Source organism: Sulfitobacter sp. EE-36, assembly GCF_000152605.1.
GTDB classification, from domain to species: domain Bacteria; phylum Pseudomonadota; class Alphaproteobacteria; order Rhodobacterales; family Rhodobacteraceae; genus Sulfitobacter; species Sulfitobacter pontiacus.
In genome coordinates this window covers 433,322-456,227 of the sequence record NZ_CH959310.1, presented here as the reverse complement: position 1 = coordinate 456,227, position 22,906 = coordinate 433,322, and the positions used below count along the sequence as shown (strand labels likewise).

The window sequence follows — 22,906 nt, the reverse complement described above, 5'->3', positions numbered from 1 at the left end:
TTTTAACGGGCACGGCGCCATGCAGCCTTGGCATCGCGCGGTTTGGCCAATAGGCATGGTGCACGCAAACGGGAGGATACGCATGAAGCACGCCGAGACGGTCACTTTCGGAGGGTCAGCGCTTGACCGCGCCGGAGAGGTTCGCGCCGACAAGGAGGCCGTGGCCGCATTGCGCGCCGATGATGCCGCCCGCGCCATTCTATTCTGGCGGGGTAAGGTCCTGATCGACCCCGCGCGCCCCGCGTCTGTTGTGCGTTTGCCACTGGATCACCCCGTTCTGGCGGATGCCGGCTCTGCTCCGATCTTGCTGGGGCGCGAAGAGGGGGCCGCGCGTTTTGCCTATGACCTGTCGCCGTGGATGCCCGATGACTTCGACCCGCGCCAACTGGGGTCTTTCGTGGATCAAAGCGAACAGCGCCACCCGATGTTGCCGTCCGACTATGCTTTCGTCGAAATGCGCCGCGTGATGACATGGCTCAGCCCGCGTGACGCCGAACTCGCCGCGACCGGCAAGGCCATTCTGGCGTGGCACGAAAACCACGGCTACTGCGCCCGCTGCGGCTTTGAAACCGTGGTGAATGACGCAGGCTGGCAACGCAACTGCCCCGCGTGTCGCGCGTCGCATTTTCCGCGCACCGATCCGGTTGTGATCATGCTGATTACCCACGGCAGCTCTGTCTTGATGGGGCGGTCCCCGGGCTGGCCCGAGGGGATGTTCTCGCTTCTGGCTGGGTTTGTTGAACCGGGTGAAACGCTCGAAGCTGCCGTGCGCCGCGAGGTGTTTGAAGAGGCGGGCGTGCAGGTCGGTCAGGTCAGCTATCTTGCGAGCCAACCTTGGCCCTTTCCCGCGTCGCTCATGTTCGGCTGCGCCGGAGAGGCGACAAGCCACGAGATCACCATCGACCCCAAAGAGATCGAAGAGGCCCTTTGGGTGTCGAAAGAGGACATGATGGATGTCTTTGCTGGGCAACACCCCAAGATCAAACCGGCCCGAAAGGGGGCGATTGCGCATTTCCTGCTGGAAAACTGGCTTGCGGATACGCTGGATTAAGGCAACCTTCGGGAAAGACGACGAACAAGGCAGAACATGAAATTTTCCACCAAAGAAGACATCGACGCGCCGATTGATGCGGTATTCGACATGCTGTGCGAATTTGACCAGTTCGAACGCGCCGCCATGCGCCGCGGCGCAGAGGTGCAGCGCGTGGACCGGCTCGCAGAAGCGGGGCCGGGGATGCAGTGGGAAGCTGCCTTTGACATGCGCGGCAAACGACGCGAGCTTCAGGTCGAGATGGACCGTTTTGACCGCCCGACCGAAATGAAGCTGAACACCCGTTCGCAGGGGTTGACCGGCGACATGAGCTTTGATCTCGTCGCCCTGTCACGCAGCCGCACCCGCATCATGGTCGCGCTAGAGCTCAAGCCGCAAAACCTGTCGGCCCGTCTGCTGGTGCAGTCGTTGAAGCTGGCCAAAAACTCGCTGACCAAGAAGTTCAAGAAACGTGTCGGCGACTATGCCAAGGACATGGAAGACCGCTACCACAAACCCCGCTAGGGGGGCGGTGGTTGCCGCGTTTACTGGCCGTGACGGTCGGGATGCGCGGGGTAGACGCCCAGAATATCGATGAAGTTGGTGAAATGCGCCAACTCCTCCAGCGCGCGGGCGACGGCGGGGTCTTCGGGGTGGCCTTCGATATCGGCATAGAACTGTGTCGCCGTGAACGACCCGCCCGCCATGTAGCTTTCCAGCTTGGTCATGTTGACGCCATTGGTCGCGAAACCGCCCATGGCCTTGTAAAGCGCTGCCGGGATGTTGCGCACCTGAAAGACAAAGGTGGTCAGCATGTTTTCCGCACGGCGGGTCCGGTCCAGCTCGGGCGACATCAGCAAAAAGCGGGTGGTGTTATGGTCCAGATCCTCGATGTCGCGGGCCAGCACCTTGAGCCCGTGAATATCCGCCGCGACCTCGCTTGCCAGCACACCGACATCGCGTTCCTCCGACACTGCAAGATCTGCCGCAGCCCCTGCGCTGTCCGCCGCTGCCTCTGAGGTGATGCCATGGGCGTCTAGCCAGCTGCGCGCCTGCGGGATCAGCACCATATGCGCGCGCACGTGTTTGATGTCTTCGAGCTTCACGCCGTCATGGGCCATCAGGCTGATGCGCACGCGCACGAAAGCCTCTGCGATGATGCGCAGCCCGCTTTGCGGCAGCAGCCGGTGGATGTCCGCAACCCGCCCGTAGGTCGAGTTTTCGACCGGCAGCATCGCCAGATCGGCGCGGCCTTCGCGCACGGCGCGGATCACCCCTTCGAAGGTCATGCAGGGCACGGGGATCATGTCGGGGCGGGCTTGCAGGCAGGCTTCGTGGCTATAGGCCCCCAAAGCACCTTGAAAAGCGATGCGCGGCGCGGTTTTACTGGTCATCAGGGGCATCCTTCTTCAAGCCGTTGCCAACTATGGCGTTTGGTCGCGGTAACTACACCTTGCCCCGACGAAGGGAAAGCAATAGATACGCCTGCAATACGATGCCCGAATACCAACGATGGACCTTCACGCATGTTCGATACAATGACCGTTACCAAAATCGCTGCCGGCCTGTTTGGCGCTTGGCTTGTCCTTCTGCTTGGCAAATTCGCGGGCGAAGAGCTTTATCATGCCGAAGCGCATGGCGAACAAGGCTATGTCATTGAAGTGGCAGACGCCTCTGGTGGCGGTGAGCCTGCTGAAGAAGTCGATTTCGCCGAGATCATGGCGGCCGCTGATCCGGCCAAGGGTGAAAAGGTTTTCCGCAAATGTTCGGCCTGTCACAAGGTTGAAGATGGTGCGAATGCGGTTGGTCCCTACCTTTACGGTGTTGTCGGGCGTCCGGTTGATTCCGCTGACGGGTATGCGTCCTACTCCGGCGCGCTTGAGAAAGTGGCTGAGACATGGACCCCCGAGAACCTGAACGCCTTCCTGACCAAGCCTGCGGGTTTCGCACCAGGCACTACGATGGGTTTCGCGGGTCTGCCCAAGATCGAAGACCGGGCGAATGTGATCGCCTATCTCGACAGCCTGGACAACTGATCCACCCCATATTCCGATTGCAAGGCCGCCCCCTCGTGGGCGGCCTTTTGCTGTGAAGTGCCCTGTTTTCAGTCAGGTAACATATTCGCAACTTGTAACTTGGGCGGTCGGGCCGTTAGCGTGTATCCGGCAGTGATCTGCCGCGACGACCCTTGTCTATCGCCTGTTGTTATAAAGGATACGCCCGATGCCCCGGACCCATGCCCGTGCTGACACACAATCGCAAACCCCCATGCTGCGCGTCGCTGGCGCGGCCTTGCTTGTTTTCGGGGCCGCGATGCTGGGCGGTGCTGCTTGGGGGCAGGATGACGCCGCGCAGGGCAGTGACAAGATCATCACCGCGCATGGCTATTCCTTTTACGGCGATCTGAAATACCCCGCCGATTACACCCATTTCGACTATGTGAACCCCGACGCCCCCAAAGGCGGCGAGATTTCAATCTCTACCCTCGGGACGTTTGATTCGATGAACCCCTATTCGCGCAAGGGCCGTGGCGGCGCGTTGAGCACGGTGATGTATGAGAGCCTGCTTGGCGAGGGCGTCGGCGGAGAGATCGTGCCCGCGGATGTTTACGGCGAAGCCTATTGCCTGCTGTGCGAGAGCCTTGAATACCCCGAGAGCAAGGATTGGGTGGTGTTCCACATGCGCAAGGACGCCAAATTCTCGACCGGTGATCCGGTGACGGCCCATGACATCGCCTTTAGCCACAACCTGCTGCTGGATCAGGGGCTGAAATCCTATGCCGATGCAGTGCGCAAGCTGATCCCCAAGGTCGAGGTGATCGACGATTACACCATCAAATTCTATTTCAGCCCCGGCGTGTCCCGGCGCAGCCTGATCGAACAGGTCGGCGGCGTGCCCGCGTGGTCGAAAAAATGGTACGAGGAAACCGGCGCGCGGCTCGACGAATCGCGGCTGGAAACCTCGCCCGGGTCCGGCCCCTATATGATCGACAGCATCGATGTGAACCGTCGCATCGTCTATAAACGCAACCCCGATTACTGGGGCAAGGACCTGCCGTTCAACGTGGGCCGCAACAATTTCGATAAAATCCGCGTTGAATATTTCGGTGACGAGAATTCCGCGTTCGAGGCCTTCAAGGCGGGTGAATATACCTTCCGCACCGAGGGCAGCTCGAAACAATGGGCGTCGTCCTATGACTTCCCCAAGGTGACCGCAGGGCAGGTGGTCAAAGAGGATATCCCCGACGGGTCGCCTCCCACGCCTTCGGGCATCGTGTTCAACCTTGGCCGCGAGGTCTTGCAGGACAAGCGCGTGCGCGAGGCCGTGGCCCTGGGGTTCAACTTTGAATGGACCAATGAATCGCTGCAATACGGGCTGTTCAAACAGCGGGCGTCGTTTACGCAGGATACGCCCCTGATGGCCACGGGCGCACCCCAAGGGGCGGAACTGGCGCTGCTGGAAAGCCTTGGCGATGTCGTTCCGCCCGAACTGCTGACGCAAGACGCGGTGGTGCCGCATACGTCGGATGCGAGCCGCCTGTCGGACCGTCGCAACCTGCGCCGCGCAATGAAGCTGCTGGACGAGGCCGGTTGGGCCGTGGGCGATGACGGCAAACGCTATAATGCGCAGGGCAAACCCTTGCAGTTGCGGTTCTTGCTGAACTCCTCGGGGTCGGCGACGCTGTCGGCGGTGATCGAAAACTTTATGTCAAATTTGCAGAACATGGGCATTGATGCCGTGCTCGAGAAAGTCGACAGTTCCCAATACACGGCCCGCGAACGGGACCGCGATTACGACATGGTCTATGACAGCTATGGGGCGTTTCTGGGCACAGGCACCGGGCTGGAACAACGCTATGGGTCAGAGGCGGCGGCCTATTCGCTGTTCAACCCTGCAGGGCTTGCCAGCCCGCTGGTGGATGCGATTGTGACCGCGTCGCTGGCCGCCGACACGAAAGAGGAAGAGGACGCCAGCCTGATGGCGCTGGATCGGGCACTGCGCTATGAATTTTTCATAATCCCGACCTGGTATAACGACAGTTTCTGGACCGCCTATTACGACCAGTACGAACACCCTGAAACGCAGCCGCCTTACGCTTTGGGTTACCTCGATTTCTGGTGGTACAATGCCGATAAAGCAGACGCCTTGCGCGCTGCGGGCGCACTGAGGTAAACGCCGGCCATGGGCGCATATATTCTTCGACGGCTGTTGCTGATCATACCGACGTTGCTTGGGATCATGCTGATCAACTTTGCACTGGTGCAGTTTGTGCCGGGTGGCCCTGTTGAGCAGGCGATCGCGCGTATTCAGGGCGGTGGTGACGTGTTCGAAGGGTTCTCTGGCGGGGGATCGGATGCGGGGAATGCCGCAGATACCGGCGGCAACGAGAATTACGTTGGCGCACGGGGCCTGCCGCCCGAATTCATCGCCGAGCTTGAGAAAGAGTTCGGCTTTGACAAACCACCGGTAGAGCGGTTCGTGAACATGCTGTGGAATTACATGCGGTTCGATTTCGGCGACAGCTATTTCCGGTCGATCAGCGTGATCGAGTTGATCAAGGAAAAGCTGCCCGTGTCGATCACGCTGGGGCTGTGGTCCACGTTGATTGCCTATCTGGTGTCGATCCCCCTTGGCATCCGCAAGGCCGTCAAGGACGGCACGGCCTTTGATACATGGACATCGGGCGCGATTATCGCCGCCTATGCGATCCCGGGCTTTCTGTTCGCGATCCTGCTGCTGGTGCTGTTCGCGGGCGGGTCCTACTGGCAGATATTCCCGCTGCGGGGGCTGACCTCGGATAATTTTGACCAGCTGAGCCCATTGGGCAAGGTCGCGGATTACTTCTGGCACATCACGCTGCCGGTGCTGGCCTCGACCATCTCGGCCTTTGCGACGCTGACGTTGCTGACCAAGAACAGCTTTCTCGACGAGATCAAGAAGCAATATGTTGTCACGGCGCGGGCCAAGGGCCTGTCGGAGCGTAAGGTGTTGTACGGCCACGTCTTCCGCAACGCGATGCTGATCGTGATCGCGGGCTTTCCAGCGGTGTTTATCGGTGTGTTCTTTGGCGGCTCGCTGATCATCGAGACGATCTTTAGCCTTGATGGGCTGGGCCGTCTGGGGTTCGAGGCTGCGGTCGCGCGGGATTATCCGATCGTCTTCGGCACGCTGTTCATCTTTGGCCTTATCGGTCTGCTGGTCGGTATCCTGTCTGACCTGATGTATGTGGTCGTCGACCCGCGCATCGACTTTGAAAAACGCGAGGGCTGAACCCCATGGCGCTATCCCCGCTGAACCAACGCCGCTGGCGTAACTTTACCCGTAACCGCCGCGCCTATTGGAGCCTTTGGATTTTCGCGATCCTGTTTGGCATCTCGCTGTTCGCTGAATTTGTGGCCAACGACAAACCGATCCTCGTGAACTATCGCGGCGACTATTACATGCCGATCTTCAAGTTCTACCCCGAGACGGCCTTCGGCGGCGATTTCCTGACCGAAGCGGTGTACCGCGACCCCGAAGTGCAATGTCTGATCGCCTCGGGCGGGTTGATCGACTGTTTGGACGACCCCGAGGGGATCATCGAGGATGCGCAAGATGGCGAGGTCGCGGGCGAGGCGATCGCGGCGGGTTGGTCGATCTGGCCGCCCATCCCCTATAGCTTTGACACCGCCGTGGACCGGCCCGGCGCGGCCCCGCTGCCGCCGAACGGGCAGAACCTGCTGGGCACCGATGGCACCAAACGTGACGTGCTGGCGCGGGTCATTCATGGCTTCCGGCTGTCGATCATCTTTACCCTGATTGTGACCGGGGCGGCATCGTTGATCGGGATCATCGCGGGGGCGGTGCAGGGGTTCTTCGGCGGCTGGACGGATCTGATCTTCCAGCGCGTGATCGAGATCTGGACCTCGACCCCGTCGCTTTATGTGATCATCATCATGTTCGCCATTCTGGGGCGCAGTTTCTGGCTGCTGGTGTTCTTGCTGGTGCTGTTCAGTTGGACATCTCTGGTGGGTGTGGTGCGGGCCGAATTCCTGCGCGCGCGGAACCTTGAATACGTGCGCGCGGCGCGCGCGCTTGGGGTGGGGAATATGACGATCATGTTCCGCCACATGCTGCCCAATGCGATGGTCGCGATGCTGACGATGCTGCCGTTTATCATCACCGGCACGATCAGCACGCTTGCGATCCTTGATTTTCTGGGCTTCGGCCTGCCGTCGTCGGCCCCGTCCCTGGGCGAGCTGACGTTGCAAGCCAAGCAGAACCTGCAAGCGCCCTGGCTGGCGTTCACCGCGTTCTTCACCTTTGCCATCATGCTGTCGCTGCTGATCTTTATCTTTGAAGGGATCCGCGACGCCTTTGACCCGAGAAAGACGTTCTCATGACGCCTTCGACCCAGAACGCCGCGGTGCTGCAAGTGGATGACCTGCGCGTCTCCTTCCGTCAGGAAGGCGCGTTGACCCATGCGGTCAAGGGCGTGAGCTTTGCCGTGCAGCGCGGGGAGACCGTGGCGCTGGTGGGGGAGTCCGGCTCGGGTAAATCCGTATCGGCGCTGAGCACCGTATCGCTGTTGGGCGACAGTGCCGAGGTGTCGGGATCGGTGCTGTATGACGGGCAGCAGATGGTCGGGGCGAGCGACAAGCTGCTGCGCAAGGTGCGTGGCAATGACATCAGCTTTATCTTTCAAGAGCCGATGACCTCGCTGAACCCGCTGCATACGATCGAAAAGCAGCTGGCGGAATCGCTGGCGCTGCATCAGGGCGTGGCGGGGGCCGAGGCGCGGGCGCGTATCCTTGAACTGCTGGACAAGGTCGGGATCGTGGATGCGCAGAGCCGGTTGGGCGCCTACCCGCATCAGCTGTCGGGTGGGCAACGTCAACGGGTGATGATCGCGATGGCGTTGGCCAACAAGCCCGATGTGCTGATCGCGGATGAGCCGACCACGGCTTTGGATGTGACCATTCAGGCGCAGATACTGGACCTGCTGAAAGAGCTGAAAGACAGCGAAGGCATGGGCCTGCTGTTCATCACCCATGATCTGGGCATCGTGCGCCGCATTGCCGACCGCGTCTGCGTGATGAAGCAGGGCGAGATTGTCGAACACGGCCCCACGCACGAGATTTTTGACAACCCGCAGCACCCCTATACGATCAAGCTTTTGGGGGCGGAGCCATCGGGCCGACCGGACCCGGTTGCACCCGATGCCGAGGTGATCGCCAGCACCGATCATCTGAAGGTCTGGTTCCCGATCCAGAAGGGGTTCATGCGTAAGACGGTGGATCACGTGAAGGCGGTAAACGACGCTTCGCTGTCGGTGCGCGCGGGGGAAACCCTTGGTATCGTGGGTGAATCCGGGTCGGGCAAGACGACGCTGGCACTGGCGATCATGCGGTTGATCTCCTCTGAAGGGGGGATCAGCTTTATGGGGCAGGACGTGCGCAGTTGGTCCACGCGGCAGTTGCGGCGGTTGCGCAAGGATATGCAGATCGTGTTTCAGGATCCGTTCGGCAGCCTGTCGCCGCGGATGACCTGTATGCAGATCATCGCCGAAGGGCTGAGCGTGCATAAGGTGGACCCCGACCGCAATCCGCGCGAACTGGTACGCGATGTGATGATCGAGGTGGGCTTGGACCCGGCCACGATGGACCGCTATCCGCACGAATTTTCCGGCGGGCAACGTCAGCGGATCGCGATTGCGCGGGCAATGGTGCTGCGGCCCAAGCTGCTGGTGCTGGACGAGCCGACCTCGGCGCTGGATATGACCGTGCAGGTGCAGATCGTGGACCTGCTGCGCAATTTGCAGCGCAAATACGGGCTGGCCTATCTGTTCATCAGCCACGACCTGAAGGTCGTGCGCGCGATGTCGCATAAGGTGATGGTGATGAAGCGGGGGGATGTGGTCGAATACGGCGATGTCGATACGCTGTATGACAATCCGCAGTCCGACTATACGCGCACCTTGCTACAGGCGACGACCTGAGCAGGCCAAGCTTAAGAGCTTGGCCCGATCATAAAGCAGTTCACATTGCGGGCGACCAGACGGCGGCAGGCCAGATCGGCTGTCTCGCGGGTCATGCCAAGGAAGTTGGCGTCGAACCCTTGCGGGCGACGCACGACTTTGCGCAGGCTGCCGTCGAGGGTCGAGATTTCGGACAATGCGGTTTTCAGCAGCACTTTCTCGGCGGCATAGCGGCTGGGGTAGCGGCCCACATTCACGCCCCAGTGACGCCCGCCGGATGTCGACACGCGGGTGATGACCTCGGGGGCGGGGGGCGCTTTGGGTGTGACCTGTTTGACCGCGGCGGTTTCAACCAGCGATGCGGCAGCCGAGGGGCGCAGCGTGGGCCGGACCGAGACCGAGGCGAGCAGGGTTTCCGCCTCTGCTGCGGGGTCCGGTGTCGGAGCAGGGGCCTCTGCCACGACGGGCGGCGCGGTTTTCTGCGCCTCTTTCAGCGCGGCGGTGATGTCTGAGTTCAGGATCGGCGAAGTCGCTTGGGGCACCTCTGCGGTGGCAACCACGACCTGAGGCTGGTGGCCCGGACGCAATGTGGGACGTTTGGAAGTGGTGACGGCCCCCACAAGGCGGATGACCTTGCCTGCGGCCCCATCAGACGCGACGGGCGTATCTTCGACATCGGCATAGGCGGGTTTGGAGGGTTTTTTCAGCGGTGCGCTGGAGGGGGCGCGGCGGAAGCCCAGATCCATCAACTCGGCCACTTTGGCGTTCCGCGCGCTGGTGGAGGTGCCGCCGAAGACGGTCACGATAATGCGTTCATTGCCCCGTTCCGCCGAGGCGGTGAGGTTGAAGCCAGCGGCGCGGGTGTAGCCGGTCTTGATCCCGTCGGCGCCTTTGTAGGACGACAGGAAGCGACGGTTGGTGTGGCTGACCTTGCGCACGCCCGCATCGGCAGTGATGCGCGAGAACAGGTTGTAGTATTCGGGGTGATCATACAGCAGGTGGCGGCCCATGATGGTCATGTCATGTGCGGTCGACATGTGGCCGGATTCGGTCAGGCCGTGGGCGTTCTTGAAGGTGGTGTTTGTCATGCCAAGCGCCTTGGCGGTGCGGTTCATGCGGCGGGCGAACTTGGCTTCGGACCCTTCGATGGCTTCCCCGATGGCGGTGGCGGCGTCATTGGCAGATTTGACGGCCGCGGCGCGGATCAGGTAGCGCAGGGCGATGGTCTGGCCCGATTTCAGCCCCAATTTGCTGGGCGGTTCGGACGCCGCGTGGCTGGTGATCTTGACCTTGCTGTCGAGCGAGATCTCACCACGTTTAATCGCCTCGAAAGCGATATAAAGTGTCATCATTTTGGTGAGGGAGGCCGGGTGCAGACGGGTATCCGCGTTTCGGGAGTGCAACACTTCGCCGGTTCGGGCGTCGATCACATAGGCGGCATAGGGGGCCGCCATTGCGCTGAGCGGCAGGATCAGCAAGATCCATATAGCCGCAAGAATAAATAGCCCATACCGGGCTGGCTGCACACGCCGCACTCTCATCATAACTGCCTTTGCTCTGCCTCGGCCGTCGATTTTTCAACTGACCATTATTATTAAGGTAAGGTTACCATAGGACGTGTTTTCGATAAAGGCGTTCGATGTGGTGCAGCCCGGAAAAGCGGCGATTTCCGCGCAGCACATATAGCGTGTGCCCAAAACTCCGCCACTATAGGGGCGATTGTGGCGGGAATGTGGCAAGAGTTAGGCGACAACGCAGCGAAGGTAAGGCGAGAATACAGCAGCGATCAGGGCAGCAATTCTGCCACTTCGGACAGGCGCGTGATCTGGTGGAAGCGGGGCGAATCACTCGGGGCGGGGGCATGCTCCAGCGCCCAGGTGACGCCGTGGGGGATATAGACGCCATGCCCGCCCGCATGGATCATCGGCACCACGTCCGATTTCATGGAGTTCCCGATCATCATGCCGCGGGCCGGGCCGTCGCCGTGGGTATCAAAGATGCGCTGGTAGGTTTGCGGGGTCTTGTCCGACACGATTTCAATCGCGGTGAACATATCACGCAGCCCGGATTCAGCGAGCTTGCGTTCCTGATCCAGCAGATCGCCCTTGGTCACCAACACCATCCGATAGTCGTCTTGCAGGGTTTCGAGGGTTTCGCGCACATCCGGCAGCAGTTCGACCGGATGGGCCAGCATATCCCGCCCCGCCGCCAGCAGTTCGGAGATGACATCGGCCGGCACGCGGCCTTCGGTGACCTCTATCGCGGTTTCGATCATCGAGAGGGTGAACCCTTTGATGCCAAAGCCGTAGTGGGGGATGTTGCGCCGCTCTGCCTCAAGCAGCCGGTCCATCAGGCTGTCGCGGTCGGTGTAATCGGCAAGAAGTTCCGCGAATTTGACCTGTGTCAAAGCAAAGAAGCGTTCGTTGTGCCATAAAGTGTCATCGGCATCAAAACCGATGGTCGTTAGCGGATTGCCCATCTTTGGCGCGCCCTCTTTTCTAATTCTGCTTTAGGGTTATATAGACGCCTACACGACTCACTTGAAACGACTTCTCAGGCAGGAGCAGCAATGCGCCTTGATGATCTTATGATGGCGGGCAAAGACCGGGACGACGACGAAACCGATCTGTTGACCAAGACCAAACCAAAGACCAAGCGGCCGCCTTTGTACAAGGTGATGCTGTTGAACGACGATTTCACCCCGATGGAATTTGTGGTGATCGTGCTTGAACGCTTCTTCGGGCTGAACCATGCCCAAGCCTTCGAGATCATGTTGACCGTGCATAAAAAAGGGCTGGCGGTCGTGGGCGTGTTCAGCCACGAGATCGCGGAAACCAAAGTCGCGCAGGTGATGGATTTTGCCCGGCGTCACCAGCATCCGCTGCAATGCACCATGGAAAAAGAAGAATAACACGTGATTGATGCACGTCTGCAACTGGCGCTTGACGGCGGTGGTCTTGAGTTGCCAGCTGAAGGGACGATTGCCGTCTTTCAGCCCCCCCGTGACAGTGATTTGCCAGGTCTGGATAAAGACCGCGTGCAGATTATCCACGATTTCAAACCGGATTATGACGCATGGGCCGCGCGCGGCTATGATGTCGTGCGCACCATCAAGGACCGCTATGCGGCCTGTATCGTCTGCCTGCCACGCGCCAAGGCCGAAGCCCGCGCCGTGATCGCCGCCGCCTGCGAGGTCTGCGACGGGATCGTTGTGATCGACGGGCAAAAGACCGACGGTGCCGATAGTGTCCTGCGCGAGATGCGCGACCGTGTGACCGTGCAGGGCCCGATCTCGAAGGCTCACGGCAAGATGTTCTGGATCTCGGAACCGGCGGCGGAGTTCTTTTCCGACTGGCGTCAGGGGCCGGAGCTGACCGAAGGCGGGTTCTGGACCGCGCCGGGGGTCTTTTCCGCCGATGGTGTCGATCTGGCCTCGGCGCTGCTGGTGGACGCCTTGCCCGAGAAGCTCGGGTCCGAGGTTGCCGATCTGGGGGCCGGTTGGGGCTTTTTGTCGGCCCACGCGCTGACACGGCCTGACATCAAAAACCTTTACCTTGTTGAAGCGGGACATATGGCGCTGGAATGTGCGCGCCGCAATGTCACCGATGATCGCGCGTCCTTTGCATGGGAGGATGCCACAAGCTGGGAGCCGCCCCACCGCATGGACAGCGTGATCATGAACCCGCCCTTCCACATCGGTCGCGCGGCTGAGCCGCAGATCGGGCAGGCGTTTGTTGCCACAGCAGCACGCATCCTGTCGCCGCAAGGCAAGCTGTGGATGGTCGCGAACCGTCATCTGCCCTATGAGGCAGAGCTGAAAACCCGTTTCGCCCATGTCGAGGAAATCGGCGGCGATGCGCGGTTCAAACTGTTTCACGCGGCACGGCCTTTGCGCAAACGCCGATAGGCAGGCCGCGCCTGATTAAGGAACGATTTATGTCATTCTCAATCTCTGGCAAAAGCGTCATCGTCACCGGGGCCGCGAACGGCATCGGTTTGGCGATTGCCCGGCAATTCGCCGACAAGGGCGCAAATGTGATGTGTGCCGACATCGACGAGAAAGCGCTGGTCGAACAGCTGGGCGATGCCAAGGACGACGGCAACATCCGCTTTTTCGCGGGTGATCTGCGGCAACGGCTGACGATTGCGAACCTCGTCTCTGCCACCATCGACGCTTTTGACGAGGTCGACGTGCTGGTCAATGCCTCGCGGCAGTTCCTGCCGACGGATGCGCTGGACAGTGATGACACCAGCGTTGAAACCCTGTGGCAGGAAAACGTGATGACCGCGATGCAGCTGACGCAGCAGGTCGCCAAACGCATGATCAAACAGTCCGAGGGCAAGGAAGACGGCAGCGTGGGCAGCATCGTCAACCTCAGCTCGACCACCTCGCGGCACACGCGGCCCGAGTTGATGGCCTATTCCATGGCGGCGGCCGCGCTTGAGCAGATGACGCGGTCGATGGCGCTGACCCTGGCCCCGCATCGCATCCGGGTGAACGCTGTGGCTTTCGGGTCGGTGATGAGCGGGTCGCTGAAAGCGTCCTGCGCCGAGAACCGCGAGTGGCGCGACGACATCCGCAACCACACGCCGCTGGGGCGCATCGCTTCGCCGTCAGAGCTGGCCGACACGATCCAGTATCTTGCCGCCGACAGCTCCAGTTTCCTGACCGGCGAAGTGATCGTTGTGGACGGGGGGCGGTCCTTGCTGGACGCCGTGGACGCGCCGGCACACTAGAGTACGCAGTAACGAAAGGCTTTGCGCATGACCGTTGATTTCGAGGCGGAGAAGACCCGCGCCGCTGAGTGGTTCCGCAGCCTGCGCGACCAGATCGTGGAGGCATTCGAGACGCTGGAGCGTGACCACGCCGAGGGCCCGCTGTCTGATGCCGCGCCCGGCACGTTCGAGGTGACCCCGACCAAACGCAGCAGCGACGACGGCAGTGACGCGGGCGGCGGTCTGATGAGCGTGATGCGTGGCGGGCGTGTGTTCGAAAAGGTCGGCGTCAACGTCTCTACAGTGTTCGGCACCCTGGGAGAGCGCGCGCAGGTCGCGATGGCGGCGCGTAAGGGCATCCCCGGCATGGCCGAAGACCCGCGGTTCTGGGCGTCGGGCATCAGTCTGGTCGCGCATATGCAGAACCCCCATGCCCCGGCGGTCCATATGAACACCCGCATGTTCTGGACCCCCCATGCCAGCTGGTTCGGGGGCGGGTCGGATCTGAATCCCTGCATCGAATATGACGAAGACACCGCGCATTTCCACGCTGTGCAAAAGGCGCATCTGGACCCTCATGGCAGCGATCTGTACCCGCGGCTGAAGGCCTGGGCGGACGAGTATTTCTATATCCCGCACCGTCACCGCGCGCGCGGGGTCGGCGGTATCTTTATGGATGATCACGCGACAGGCGATTGGGAGGCGGATTTTGCCCTGACACAGGATATCGGCCGCGCCTTCCTGCCCGCCTATCTGCCGCTGGTGCAAAAGCGGATCACGCAAGACTGGTCAGAGGCAGACAAAGAAGCGCAGTTGGTGCATCGCGGGCTTTATGCCGAATATAACCTTGTCTATGACCGCGGTACGAAATTCGGGCTGGAAACCGGCCATGACGCCAATGCGGTTCTCATGAGCCTGCCGCCTTTGGCAAAGTGGATCTAGGGGGCCAGCCCCCGCCCTGCGGGCTCCCCCGGGATAGCTGCCATTTGGAATGAAGAAGGCCCCCGACCGTGCAGGTCGGGGGCCTTTTCGTCTAAACTGGTATCAGCTTATTGCTTTGGCAGCATCACGCCGTCGATAACGTGGATCACACCGTTGGACTGTTTGACGTCCGCGATCTCTACGAAGGCGGCGTTGCCGTTTTCATCCACCAGCTTCATGCGGCCATCATCGGCGTAGGAGGCTTGCAGCGTGCAGCCGCCCAGTGTCGGCACGGGGTGCTCACCGCCGTCGTCCTTGATCATGCCCTGCAGCGCGTCGGACATCACGGCCTTGCCGACCACGTGGCAGGTCAGGATTTCGGTCAGACGCTCTTTGTTCTCTGGCTTGACCAGCATTTCGACGGTGCCTGGCTCAAGACGGTCGAAACCGGCGTTGGTGGGGGCGAACACGGTGAAGGGGCCTTCGCCTGCGAGGGTATCAACCAGACCGGCAGCTTTCACAGCAGCAACCAATGTGGTGTGGTCGGCAGAGTTCACGGCGTTTTCAACGATGTTCTTGTCGGCGAACATTTCAGCACCACCGACCATGGGGTTCTTCATCTCGTCGGCGAAAGCCGCACCAGCAGTCAGGGCCAGAGCTGCGGTTGCGGTCATCATCTTTTTAGCGAAAGTCATGGTGTTCTCCTCGGTTTATATCGTGATCATTTGTTGATCATGCCGAAGCAACGGGGCCAAGCTGCGCTTAGTTTCAAACAGAACGCGAATTTATTTTGGATGTTATCCTTTGACGTGCCAATCGAAGAAGCCGGGGCCTGCCTGGGCCAGCAGGTCCTGCGCCAGATCGACGCCCATCTGGCCACCTTGCGCAATAGGGCCGCTGCGGTCACCGGCAATCGCCTCGGACCCGTCGGGGCGCAGGACCTGGCCGCGCAGGTGGAGCGTGTCGCCGTCCAGCGTGGCCAGCCCGGCAATCGGTGTCTCGCAGGATCCGTCAAGCGTGAGCAGAAAGGCGCGTTCGGCGGCCAGACGTTGGCCCGTGGGGGTGTCGTGGATCGCGGCGAGCATGGCTTCGGTATCAAGGTCACCGGCGCGGCGTTCGATGCCAATGGCCCCTTGCGCGACCGCGGGCAGCATCAGCGTATCGTCGATCGGCGTGGCGGGGACGTGTTGCATGCCCAAACGGTTCAGACCGGCCACGGCGAGGAAGGTACATTCGGCCACACCATCGGCGAGCTTTTTCAGCCGCGTCTGCACATTGCCGCGGAATTCGACGACCTGCAGGTCGGGACGCTGGTGCAGCAGCTGCGCACGGCGGCGCAGGCTGGAGGTGCCGACGACCGCGCCTTCGGCCAGTTGGTCCAGCGCCGAGAGGGTGGGCGCGACAAAGGCGTCGCGCGGGTCTTCGCGCGGCAGGTAGGTATCAAGCAGCAGGCCCCCCGGCTGGATCGTGGGCATGTCTTTCATCGAATGCACAGCGATGTCGATTTTGCCTGCCAGCAGGTCTTCTTCGATTTCGCGGGTGAACAGGCCCTTGCCGCCGATGTCCTTGAGCGGGCGATCCTGAATGACATCGCCGGTGACTTTGATCACGACGATTTCAAATGCCGCCTGCGGGATCTCAAACGCGGCGGCCAGACGGGCGCGGGTTTCATAGGCCTGGGCCATCGCCAGTGGCGAGCCGCGGGTGCCGATGCGCATGGGGTTTTCGGGGGTGGGCAGGTTCACAGTCATGGCTCTTCTTTAGGGGTGTGGATTTGATCTGACAAGCGGTGCCATTGCCTTGACATCGCGGCGCTACATCTTGACCTAAGACAAAACCATTGAAGAGTAGGAATCCCCGATGCCGCAGACCGACACGCAAAGCAAAACCATTCTGCGTTCATTGGCCGGAGAGACGCTGCCGGTGCCGCCGATCTGGATGATGCGGCAGGCCGGACGCTATCTGCCCGAGTATAAGGCGACGCGGGCGCAGGCGGGGGATTTCCTGTCTTTGTGCTACAACCCCGAGCTGGCGACCGAGGTCACCTTGCAGCCGATCCGTCGTTACGGGTTTGATGCGGCGATCCTCTTTGCGGATATTTTGCTTGTACCTCAGGCGCTTGGCGCTGATCTGTGGTTTGTCACCGGCGAAGGGCCGCGCCTGTCCACGGTCACCACACAGGCGGATTTTGACCAGCTGCGGCCCGTGGGCGATATCCACGAGACGTTGAACCCGATCTATCAGACGGTGCGCAACCTCGCCGGTGAACTGCCGCGCGAGACGACGTTGATCGGTTTTGCCGGTGCGCCCTGGACTGTGGCGACCTATATGATCGCGGGGCAGGGGACCAAGGATCAGGGGCCTGCGCATCTGCTGCGCACCCAGGATAACGCCCTGTTCGAGAAGCTGTTGGACCTGATTACCAAGGCAACCATCGAATATATGTCTGCGCAAATTGACGCAGGCGCCGAGGTGATGAAGATCTTTGATAGCTGGGCGGGGTCGCTGCCGGGCGATGCTTTCGAGAAATACGCGCTGGCCCCTGCACGCGAGATCACGCAAGAGCTGAAGAAGCGCCACCCCGGTATTCCGATCATCGGTTTCCCGCGCGAGGCCGGCGATAAATACATCGGGTTCGCCAAGGCGACGGGGGTGGATTGTGTGGCGCTGGATAATTCCGTCTCGGCGGATTGGGCGGCCAAACATGTGCAGGTGGATGGTTGCGTGCAGGGCAACCTTGCATCGACCCATATGGTCACCGGCGGGCAGGCGCTGGTGGATGAGACGCGGCAGATCGTCAAAGCCTTTTCCAAGGGCCCGCATATCTTTAACCTTGGTCACGGGATCACCCCGGATGCCGACCCTGACAACGTGCAGCGCATGATTGATACGGTGCGCGAGGGCGAATAATCAAATAAGATTGGCTTTGGCTCTTGACGGGGGCCGAAGCCTGTCATACTCGGAGCGCCGATGGCGTTATAGCTCAGTTGGTTAGAGCGAACGACTCATAATCGTTAGGTCCCTGGTTCAAATCCAGGTAACGCCACCATCTCCCCCCCCCGCACAGATATGACTTTTGTAGGATAGCTGTTGTTCAGCATGGCCTGTCGTGTGTCGTGTTCCCGAGCTACGTGTTTTTCATCTGCTTGTACCGGAGGTGATTGATAATCCCCTGTCGCTGGTGTCAGAGTGTCACTCAGCTAAAGGCTCGGAACTGCTCGGCAACAGAGCGGTCCGTTTTGACTGAACACGGGAGATTAGAATGATGATGAGAAGAACCCTGATGGGGATCGCGGGTGCGGCCCTTGCCGTTGGCATGAGCGCGACCGGCGCGATGGCGCAAGAGGTCACCCTGCGCATGCACCAGTTCCTGCCGCCACAGGCCAATGTGCCCAAACTTATTCTGGATGTCTGGGCCGATAAGGTCGAAGCCGCCAGCGACAACAAGATCAAGATTGAACGCTACCCCTCCATGCAGCTTGGCGGGAAGCCACCGGAGCTGATGGACCAGGCGATTGACGGTGTGGCCGATATCGTCTGGACGGTGGTGGGCTATACCCCCGGCCGCTATCCCACGACCGAAGTGTTCGAGCTGCCCTTTATGGTCACCGACGCCCGCGCGGCGAGCTCTGCCTATTGGCAGATGTTCGAAAAGCACATGAAAGACACCGAGTTCAAGGACGTACATATTCTGGGCACATGGGTTCACGGCCCCGGGATGCTGCACACCAACACCGAAGTGCGGTCGCCCGACGATATGCAGGGTCTGAAGATTCGCGGCGGGTCGCGTCTGGTGAACCAGCTGCTCGAGATTACCGGCGCGACGCCAGTGGGCATGCCGGTTCCGGCGATTCCCGAAGGTCTGTCCAAGGGCGTAATCGACGGCACCACGATCCCGTGGGAAGTGACGCCATCGTTGAAAGTGCCGGAACTGGTGAAGAACCACACCGAATTTGACGGTGCCGCACTTTATACGCTGACCTTCGTGCTGGCGATGAACAAGGACCGCTATGACGGGCTGTCGGACGAGCTGAAAAAGGTTCTGGATGAAAACTCCGGTCTGGAATTTTCGGTCTTTGCGGGGGGCACGCAGGCCGATGCCGATGGCCCTGCGCGTCAGGTCGCGGTTGATCTGGGCAACAACATTGTCGAGCTGAACGAAGAAGAGACCCAAGTTTGGCGCGATGCGTCGCAGCCGATCTATGACAGCTGGATTGCCGATATGGACAGCAAGGGCATCGACGGTCAGGCGCTGATCGACGAAGCGCGTGAATTGATGGATGCCTACGGCAAATAATTCCTGACGACGATAGCAGGCCCGCGGTGCATCCCTGCGCCGCGGGCCTGATTGCTTGATACACCCCAAAATACCTAGACAAGATTGAGAGAACCATGCGTCGGCTGATATATTTTCTTGCCCGCTTTACCGCCGTGATCGGAGGGCTGGTGCTGATGGCACTGGTGCTGATGACCACGGCCTCTATCATCGGGCGCACGGTCAACAAGATGCTGCATAGCCCCTTCTTTCAGGAGAAGCTGACCGGCCTGTCGCAGGGGCTGATTGACATGGGCATCGGCGAGATCAACGGCAATTATGAATTGCTGGAGGCGGGGGTCGCCTTCGCCATCTTCTCGTTCCTGCCGATCTGCCAGTATTACGGCGCCCATGCCACGGTGGATGTGTTTACCTCTTTCCTGCCGGCGCGGGTGAACCGCTGGATCATGGCCTTTTGGGAGGTCGTTCTAGCCGCGGTGATCGTGCTGATCATCTGGCGTCTCTACGAGGGGATGCAACGCTATCTTGGCAATGGCGAGACGACATTGTTCCTGCAATTTCCGGTGTGGTGGGCCTATGCCGCCAGCTTTGCGTCCGGCGTGATTGCCAGTGTTGTGTCCGTCTATTGCGCCGTGATCCGCGTGATAGAGGCGATCCGCGGCACCGATATTCTTCCCAGCGAACAAGGGGCCCATTAAGATGACCAACCTAGAACTGGGCTTCTGGTCCTTTCCTGTGCTGCTGCTGATGATCTTTCTGCGCGCCCCCATCGGGCTGGCGATGCTGCTGTGCGGGTTTGGCGGCTGGTATCTGGCGATGGGGGGCAACCCCACGCCGCTGCTGTCAAAGCTCAAGTCCGAGACCTATACGACGTTTTCCAGCTATTCGCTGAGCATCATTCCCATGTTCCTGCTGATGGGCCAATTCGCGACCCTATCGGGGATGAGCCAAGCCCTGTTCAAAGCGGCAGAGAGCTTTCTGGGGCATCGCCGCGGGGGGGTGGCGATGGCGGCCGTGGGGGCCTGCGCGGGCTTTGGCGCGATCTGCGGCAGCTCGCTGGCGACAGCGGCGACCATGTCGAAGGTCGCGCTGCCCGAGCTGCGGCGCTATGGCTATTCCGGCGGGTTTTCCACCGCGACACTGGCCGCGGGGGGGACATTGGGCATCCTGATCCCGCCGTCGGTCATTCTGGTGATCTACGCGATCCTGACCGAACAGAATATCGCCAAGCTGTTTCTGGCGGCCTTCCTTCCCGGTGTGCTGGCGGCCATCGGCTATGTTATCACGATCTCGATCTACGTACGTCTGAACCCCAAATCCGCGGGCGTGCGCCCTGCGGTGCCCATGGGGGACCGCTTCAAGGCACTGGCGAATACATGGCCGGTGCTGGTGATCTTTTTCGTCGTCGTGGGCGGCATCTATCTGGGGTGGTTCACCCCGACCGAAGGCGCGGCTGTGGGCGCTGCGGGCACTGGTCTGGCGGCGTTGCTGGCGGGCAGTCTGAACTGGACGGTCTTGCGCGAAAGCCTGATGGGCACGGCCAAAACCACGGGGATGATCTTTTTCATCGTGCTGGGGGCGGGGTTCTATAACGGCTTTCTGGCCCTGTCGGGCGTGCCGCAATTCATGGCTGATTGGGTCGTGGGGCAGGGCTATAGCCCGTGGTTCGTTTTGGTCGTGATCCTTGTCTTCTACCTCATTTTCGGTTGCCTGATGGATAGCCTGTCGATGATCCTGCTGACCGTGCCGATCTTTTTCCCCGTCATCTCGGCGATGGATTTCGGGATGAGCACAGAGCATCTGGCGATCTGGTTCGGCATCCTTGTGCTGATCGTGGTCGAGGTCGGTCTGATCACGCCACCGGTGGGGATGAACCTGTTCATCATCAACTCGATGGACCGTGAAACCCCGATGACAGAGACCTATAAGGCCGTGATGTATTTTGTCGGCTCCGACATCGTGCGGGTGATCATTCTGGTGATGTTCCCCGCGATCACGCTGTTCCTGCTGCCCTGACAGGGCACAGCGCTGTGACATGAAAAAAGGGCCGCGTCTGACGCGGCCCTTTCATTTCGGGAATGGCAAACGGGTGCTTACGACGTCCAGGCCATCCGCGCAGGGTGATATTCAAAGCCGATGTGGTGTCCGGCCCCGACCAGCCCTTCGCGGGTGTGATTATAAAGCGAGCGCCAGTAAGGCTGGATCGTGACGCCTTCGTTCTGGATCAGCGCTTCGCCCTTGGCCATCAGAGCGCGACGTTTTTCGACATCGGCGACCGAGAGGGCCTCGGTCAGGAGGGCGTCGAATTCGGGGTTGGACCAGCCAAATTCGTTCCATGCCTCGCCAGAGCGATAGGCCAGCGCCCAGATCTGCACACCCAGCGGACGCGCGTTCCAGTTGGTCGAGGAGAAGGGGTATTTCGTCCAGTCATTCCAGAAGGTCGACCCGGGCAGGATCGTGCGTTTCACCTTGATGCCAGCGTCGCGCAACTGTGCGGCGACCGCATCTGTGGTGTCCTTGCGCCATGCGTCGTCGATGGAGAACAGCTCGTGCTCGTAGTCGGCCATGCCGGCTTCTTCCATCAGCGCGCGGGCACCTTCGGGGTTCGCCTCGCGCGGGGGGAGCTCGGCATATTCGGGGTGCATCGGGCCGACATGGTGGTTTTCGGCCACCAGCCCGCGACCGGCATAGCCCAGTTCAAGCAGCACGGCGTTATCGACCGCCATGGCCAGCGCCCGGCGGACACGCGCATCGGCGTAGGGTGTCTTGCCATCCACCTCGGCCAGTTGGTTGGGGCGGATCACAATAGTCGCACCCGTGGCGATTTCGTTCTGGTTCCAGCCGTCCAGCGTGCTGAACACGTCGATGAATTCACCTTCAATGGAATAGGTGGCGTCGATCTCTTCTGCTTCGGCGGCGGCGACAAAGGCCGAAGGGTCAGTGCCGTAGTCGATATACTCCAGCCGGTCGATATAGGGCCCGCCGTAGACTTCGGTGCCCCACCACGTGTGGTCGGGGTTCTTGACCAACACGGCCTTGATCCCGACTTCGACAGATTCGGGCAGGTAGGCACCGGTGCCGACAGGGTTGTCGAGCATTGTTTCCGGATCAAACCCTTCGGGGACGATGGCAGCGGGGTAATCGGCCATGCCGGGGATTAGGGTGATGTCGGGGCGGGGCAGCGACAGCTTGACCGTATGGTCATCCACCACGGTGATCGCGCCTTCGATCGCCTGACCGGAGTCCTCGTCGATCAGCGTGGCAAAGCGCCCGGCCATCGAGTTGCCCTCGACCGATTTATCGCACCAGCCCGTGATGTTGCGCGCCACATCGTTGGCGGTGAAGGGCGTGCCATCGTTCCACGTGACACCTTTGCGCACATTCAGCACATATTCGGTGGCGTCTTCGTTGATCTCCCAGCTTTCGAGCAATGCGGGGGTGAAGGTCCCGTCGTTCTCCCAGATCGCGAGATATTCAAGCCAGCCGCGGGTGATGTTGGCGATCTGCGACCAGTCGTAGGTGCGCGGGTCTTTCAACGCGCGGACCTCCATCTGCATCCGTACGGTGCCGCCGGATTTATGCGCGGCCGCATGTGCGGGGGCTGCCATGCCGATCATCGCATAGGCGGTTGTCGCCGTGGCCCCAAAGGCGCTGGCGAGGGCCAGAAATTCGCGTCGGTTGACCGGATCGCGTTTGGCAGCTTCGGCAGAGGCGTGAATGGCGGCGGGTAAGGGGGTGCCGGTACGGGTTAAGAACGTCATGATCTTCCTCTCTGGTCGGGTGCTGCCCCTGTGGTTCGGGCGGCGGATACGAAGCACAAGCACAGGCGCTGGATGCTTTGCGGTGATGCAGCTTTGCTGCGTTTATTGGCTAGGAATGTAACTAGCATGTATCACAGAGTTTCAAGCATTGCGCGGCGGTGCGTCAACCCACAGCAGCGGCGGTCACCGGAGTTTGCGCAAAACGCAATGCGCGCCCGATCCGGTTCAGGATCAGACGCGCGATC

General features: G+C 60.8%; 21 protein-coding genes and 1 tRNA gene. 16 read left to right on the top strand and 6 right to left on the bottom strand.

Annotated features, from left to right (window positions below; all coding sequences use genetic code 11):
• Window positions 1-82 precede the first annotated feature (82 nt).
• Window positions 83-1,051, top strand: a complete 969-nt coding sequence (gene nudC, locus EE36_RS04890) for an NAD(+) diphosphatase (protein ID WP_005850041.1) — start codon at window positions 83-85, stop codon at window positions 1,049-1,051.
• Between the two features lie 36 nt (window positions 1,052-1,087).
• On the top strand, window positions 1,088-1,555 hold the full coding sequence (locus tag EE36_RS04885) for an SRPBCC family protein (protein ID WP_005850040.1): 468 nt from the start codon (window positions 1,088-1,090) through the stop codon (window positions 1,553-1,555).
• A gap of 20 nt (window positions 1,556-1,575) precedes the next feature.
• Here the strand turns inward: EE36_RS04885 and EE36_RS04880 are convergent, their stop codons facing one another.
• Window positions 1,576-2,424: a prephenate dehydratase gene (locus EE36_RS04880; RefSeq protein ID WP_005850039.1), complete on the bottom strand. Its 849-nt coding sequence runs from the start codon at window positions 2,422-2,424 to the stop codon at window positions 1,576-1,578.
• A 132-nt stretch (window positions 2,425-2,556) separates the two neighbouring features.
• Here EE36_RS04880 and EE36_RS04875 point away from each other — a divergent pair, with 132 nt between their 5' ends.
• From EE36_RS04875 to EE36_RS04855, 5 genes are all read left to right on the top strand, one after another.
• The gene (locus EE36_RS04875) at window positions 2,557-3,066 is read left to right on the top strand and encodes a cytochrome c family protein (protein ID WP_005850037.1); all 510 of its coding nucleotides are present in this window, start codon (window positions 2,557-2,559) and stop codon (window positions 3,064-3,066) included.
• A 187-nt stretch (window positions 3,067-3,253) separates the two neighbouring features.
• Window positions 3,254-5,203, top strand: coding sequence for an extracellular solute-binding protein (locus EE36_RS04870; RefSeq protein WP_005850036.1), 1,950 nt, complete (start codon window positions 3,254-3,256; stop codon window positions 5,201-5,203).
• 9 nt (window positions 5,204-5,212) lie between these two features.
• Window positions 5,213-6,301 (top strand): microcin C ABC transporter permease YejB, encoded by a 1,089-nt coding sequence (locus tag EE36_RS04865; protein ID WP_005850034.1) that lies wholly within the window; start codon window positions 5,213-5,215, stop codon window positions 6,299-6,301.
• 5 nt (window positions 6,302-6,306) lie between these two features.
• On the top strand, window positions 6,307-7,413 hold the full coding sequence (locus EE36_RS04860) for an ABC transporter permease (RefSeq protein WP_005850032.1): 1,107 nt from the start codon (window positions 6,307-6,309) through the stop codon (window positions 7,411-7,413).
• Window positions 7,410-9,008, top strand: coding sequence for an ABC transporter ATP-binding protein (locus EE36_RS04855; protein WP_005850031.1), 1,599 nt, complete (start codon window positions 7,410-7,412; stop codon window positions 9,006-9,008). The genes EE36_RS04860 and EE36_RS04855 overlap by 4 nt, the downstream gene beginning before the upstream one ends.
• 11 nt (window positions 9,009-9,019) lie before the next feature.
• Here the strand turns inward: EE36_RS04855 and EE36_RS04850 are convergent, their stop codons facing one another.
• Together EE36_RS04850 and EE36_RS04845 are read right to left on the bottom strand one after the other, a co-directional pair.
• Window positions 9,020-10,528 (bottom strand): D-alanyl-D-alanine carboxypeptidase family protein, encoded by a 1,509-nt coding sequence (locus EE36_RS04850; RefSeq protein WP_005850029.1) that lies wholly within the window; start codon window positions 10,526-10,528, stop codon window positions 9,020-9,022.
• A gap of 245 nt (window positions 10,529-10,773) precedes the next feature.
• Entirely contained in the window at window positions 10,774-11,466 is a 693-nt protein-coding gene (locus tag EE36_RS04845; RefSeq protein WP_005850027.1) for an HAD family hydrolase, read from the bottom strand.
• Window positions 11,467-11,556: 90 nt separating this feature from the next.
• Here EE36_RS04845 and clpS point away from each other — a divergent pair, with 90 nt between their 5' ends.
• Genes clpS through hemF form a run of 4 tightly spaced genes read left to right on the top strand, consistent with a single transcriptional unit; the run spans window position 11,557 to window position 14,645 of the window.
• Window positions 11,557-11,898, top strand: a complete 342-nt coding sequence (gene clpS, locus EE36_RS04840) for an ATP-dependent Clp protease adapter ClpS (protein WP_005850026.1) — start codon at window positions 11,557-11,559, stop codon at window positions 11,896-11,898.
• 3 nt (window positions 11,899-11,901) lie between these two features.
• Window positions 11,902-12,894 (top strand): class I SAM-dependent methyltransferase, encoded by a 993-nt coding sequence (locus tag EE36_RS04835; RefSeq protein WP_005850024.1) that lies wholly within the window; start codon window positions 11,902-11,904, stop codon window positions 12,892-12,894.
• Between the two features lie 29 nt (window positions 12,895-12,923).
• Complete coding sequence (locus EE36_RS04830; protein WP_005850022.1) at window positions 12,924-13,724, top strand: SDR family NAD(P)-dependent oxidoreductase; 801 nt, start codon at window positions 12,924-12,926, stop codon at window positions 13,722-13,724.
• A 27-nt stretch (window positions 13,725-13,751) separates the two neighbouring features.
• Window positions 13,752-14,645 (top strand): oxygen-dependent coproporphyrinogen oxidase, encoded by an 894-nt coding sequence (gene hemF / locus EE36_RS04825; protein ID WP_005850020.1) that lies wholly within the window; start codon window positions 13,752-13,754, stop codon window positions 14,643-14,645.
• A 107-nt stretch (window positions 14,646-14,752) separates the two neighbouring features.
• On the opposite strand, the gene EE36_RS04820 is transcribed toward hemF, so the two are convergent.
• Entirely contained in the window at window positions 14,753-15,319 is a 567-nt protein-coding gene (locus EE36_RS04820) for a fasciclin domain-containing protein (protein WP_005850016.1), read from the bottom strand.
• 102 nt (window positions 15,320-15,421) lie between these two features.
• Entirely contained in the window at window positions 15,422-16,375 is a 954-nt protein-coding gene (gene hemC / locus EE36_RS04815; RefSeq protein WP_005850014.1) for a hydroxymethylbilane synthase, read from the bottom strand.
• 109 nt (window positions 16,376-16,484) lie between these two features.
• Between hemC and hemE the strand changes: the two genes are divergently transcribed.
• The 5 genes from hemE to EE36_RS04790 all read left to right on the top strand — a co-directional run bounded on the left by hemE (window position 16,485) and on the right by EE36_RS04790 (window position 20,916).
• On the top strand, window positions 16,485-17,534 hold the full coding sequence (gene hemE, locus EE36_RS04810; RefSeq protein ID WP_005850013.1) for a uroporphyrinogen decarboxylase: 1,050 nt from the start codon (window positions 16,485-16,487) through the stop codon (window positions 17,532-17,534).
• Window positions 17,535-17,596: 62 nt separating this feature from the next.
• Window positions 17,597-17,673, top strand: a tRNA-Met gene (locus EE36_RS04805).
• Window positions 17,674-17,886: 213 nt separating this feature from the next.
• The gene (locus tag EE36_RS04800; protein ID WP_037953934.1) at window positions 17,887-18,921 is read left to right on the top strand and encodes a TRAP transporter substrate-binding protein; all 1,035 of its coding nucleotides are present in this window, start codon (window positions 17,887-17,889) and stop codon (window positions 18,919-18,921) included.
• Between the two features lie 95 nt (window positions 18,922-19,016).
• Complete coding sequence (locus EE36_RS04795; protein WP_005850008.1) at window positions 19,017-19,598, top strand: TRAP transporter small permease; 582 nt, start codon at window positions 19,017-19,019, stop codon at window positions 19,596-19,598.
• Between the two features lies 1 nt (window position 19,599).
• Window positions 19,600-20,916 carry a TRAP transporter large permease gene (locus tag EE36_RS04790; RefSeq protein WP_005850006.1) on the top strand — a complete coding sequence of 439 codons (1,317 nt, stop codon included), beginning with the start codon at window positions 19,600-19,602 and terminating at the stop codon, window positions 20,914-20,916.
• Window positions 20,917-20,993: 77 nt separating this feature from the next.
• On the opposite strand, the gene EE36_RS04785 is transcribed toward EE36_RS04790, so the two are convergent.
• On the bottom strand, window positions 20,994-22,661 hold the full coding sequence (locus EE36_RS04785) for an ABC transporter substrate-binding protein (protein WP_005850003.1): 1,668 nt from the start codon (window positions 22,659-22,661) through the stop codon (window positions 20,994-20,996).
• Window positions 22,662-22,906 lie beyond the last annotated feature (245 nt).

Coding starts and splice junctions, on each gene's coding strand:
- EE36_RS04845 (WP_005850027.1), bottom strand. CDS start 11,466: ATGGGCAATCCGCTAACGACCATCGGTTTTGATGCCGATGACACTTTA.
- hemF (WP_005850020.1), top strand. CDS start 13,752: ATGACCGTTGATTTCGAGGCGGAGAAGACCCGCGCCGCTGAGTGGTTC.
- EE36_RS04785 (WP_005850003.1), bottom strand. CDS start 22,661: ATGACGTTCTTAACCCGTACCGGCACCCCCTTACCCGCCGCCATTCAC.
- EE36_RS04880 (WP_005850039.1), bottom strand. CDS start 2,424: ATGACCAGTAAAACCGCGCCGCGCATCGCTTTTCAAGGTGCTTTGGGG.
- EE36_RS04830 (WP_005850022.1), top strand. CDS start 12,924: ATGTCATTCTCAATCTCTGGCAAAAGCGTCATCGTCACCGGGGCCGCG.
- EE36_RS04800 (WP_037953934.1), top strand. CDS start 17,887: ATGATGATGAGAAGAACCCTGATGGGGATCGCGGGTGCGGCCCTTGCC.
- EE36_RS04860 (WP_005850032.1), top strand. CDS start 6,307: ATGGCGCTATCCCCGCTGAACCAACGCCGCTGGCGTAACTTTACCCGT.
- EE36_RS04870 (WP_005850036.1), top strand. CDS start 3,254: ATGCCCCGGACCCATGCCCGTGCTGACACACAATCGCAAACCCCCATG.
- EE36_RS04885 (WP_005850040.1), top strand. CDS start 1,088: ATGAAATTTTCCACCAAAGAAGACATCGACGCGCCGATTGATGCGGTA.
- EE36_RS04850 (WP_005850029.1), bottom strand. CDS start 10,528: ATGAGAGTGCGGCGTGTGCAGCCAGCCCGGTATGGGCTATTTATTCTT.
- nudC (WP_005850041.1), top strand. CDS start 83: ATGAAGCACGCCGAGACGGTCACTTTCGGAGGGTCAGCGCTTGACCGC.
- EE36_RS04790 (WP_005850006.1), top strand. CDS start 19,600: ATGACCAACCTAGAACTGGGCTTCTGGTCCTTTCCTGTGCTGCTGCTG.
- EE36_RS04875 (WP_005850037.1), top strand. CDS start 2,557: ATGTTCGATACAATGACCGTTACCAAAATCGCTGCCGGCCTGTTTGGC.
- EE36_RS04820 (WP_005850016.1), bottom strand. CDS start 15,319: ATGACTTTCGCTAAAAAGATGATGACCGCAACCGCAGCTCTGGCCCTG.
- hemC (WP_005850014.1), bottom strand. CDS start 16,375: ATGACTGTGAACCTGCCCACCCCCGAAAACCCCATGCGCATCGGCACC.
- EE36_RS04865 (WP_005850034.1), top strand. CDS start 5,213: ATGGGCGCATATATTCTTCGACGGCTGTTGCTGATCATACCGACGTTG.
- EE36_RS04855 (WP_005850031.1), top strand. CDS start 7,410: ATGACGCCTTCGACCCAGAACGCCGCGGTGCTGCAAGTGGATGACCTG.
- EE36_RS04795 (WP_005850008.1), top strand. CDS start 19,017: ATGCGTCGGCTGATATATTTTCTTGCCCGCTTTACCGCCGTGATCGGA.
- clpS (WP_005850026.1), top strand. CDS start 11,557: ATGCGCCTTGATGATCTTATGATGGCGGGCAAAGACCGGGACGACGAC.
- hemE (WP_005850013.1), top strand. CDS start 16,485: ATGCCGCAGACCGACACGCAAAGCAAAACCATTCTGCGTTCATTGGCC.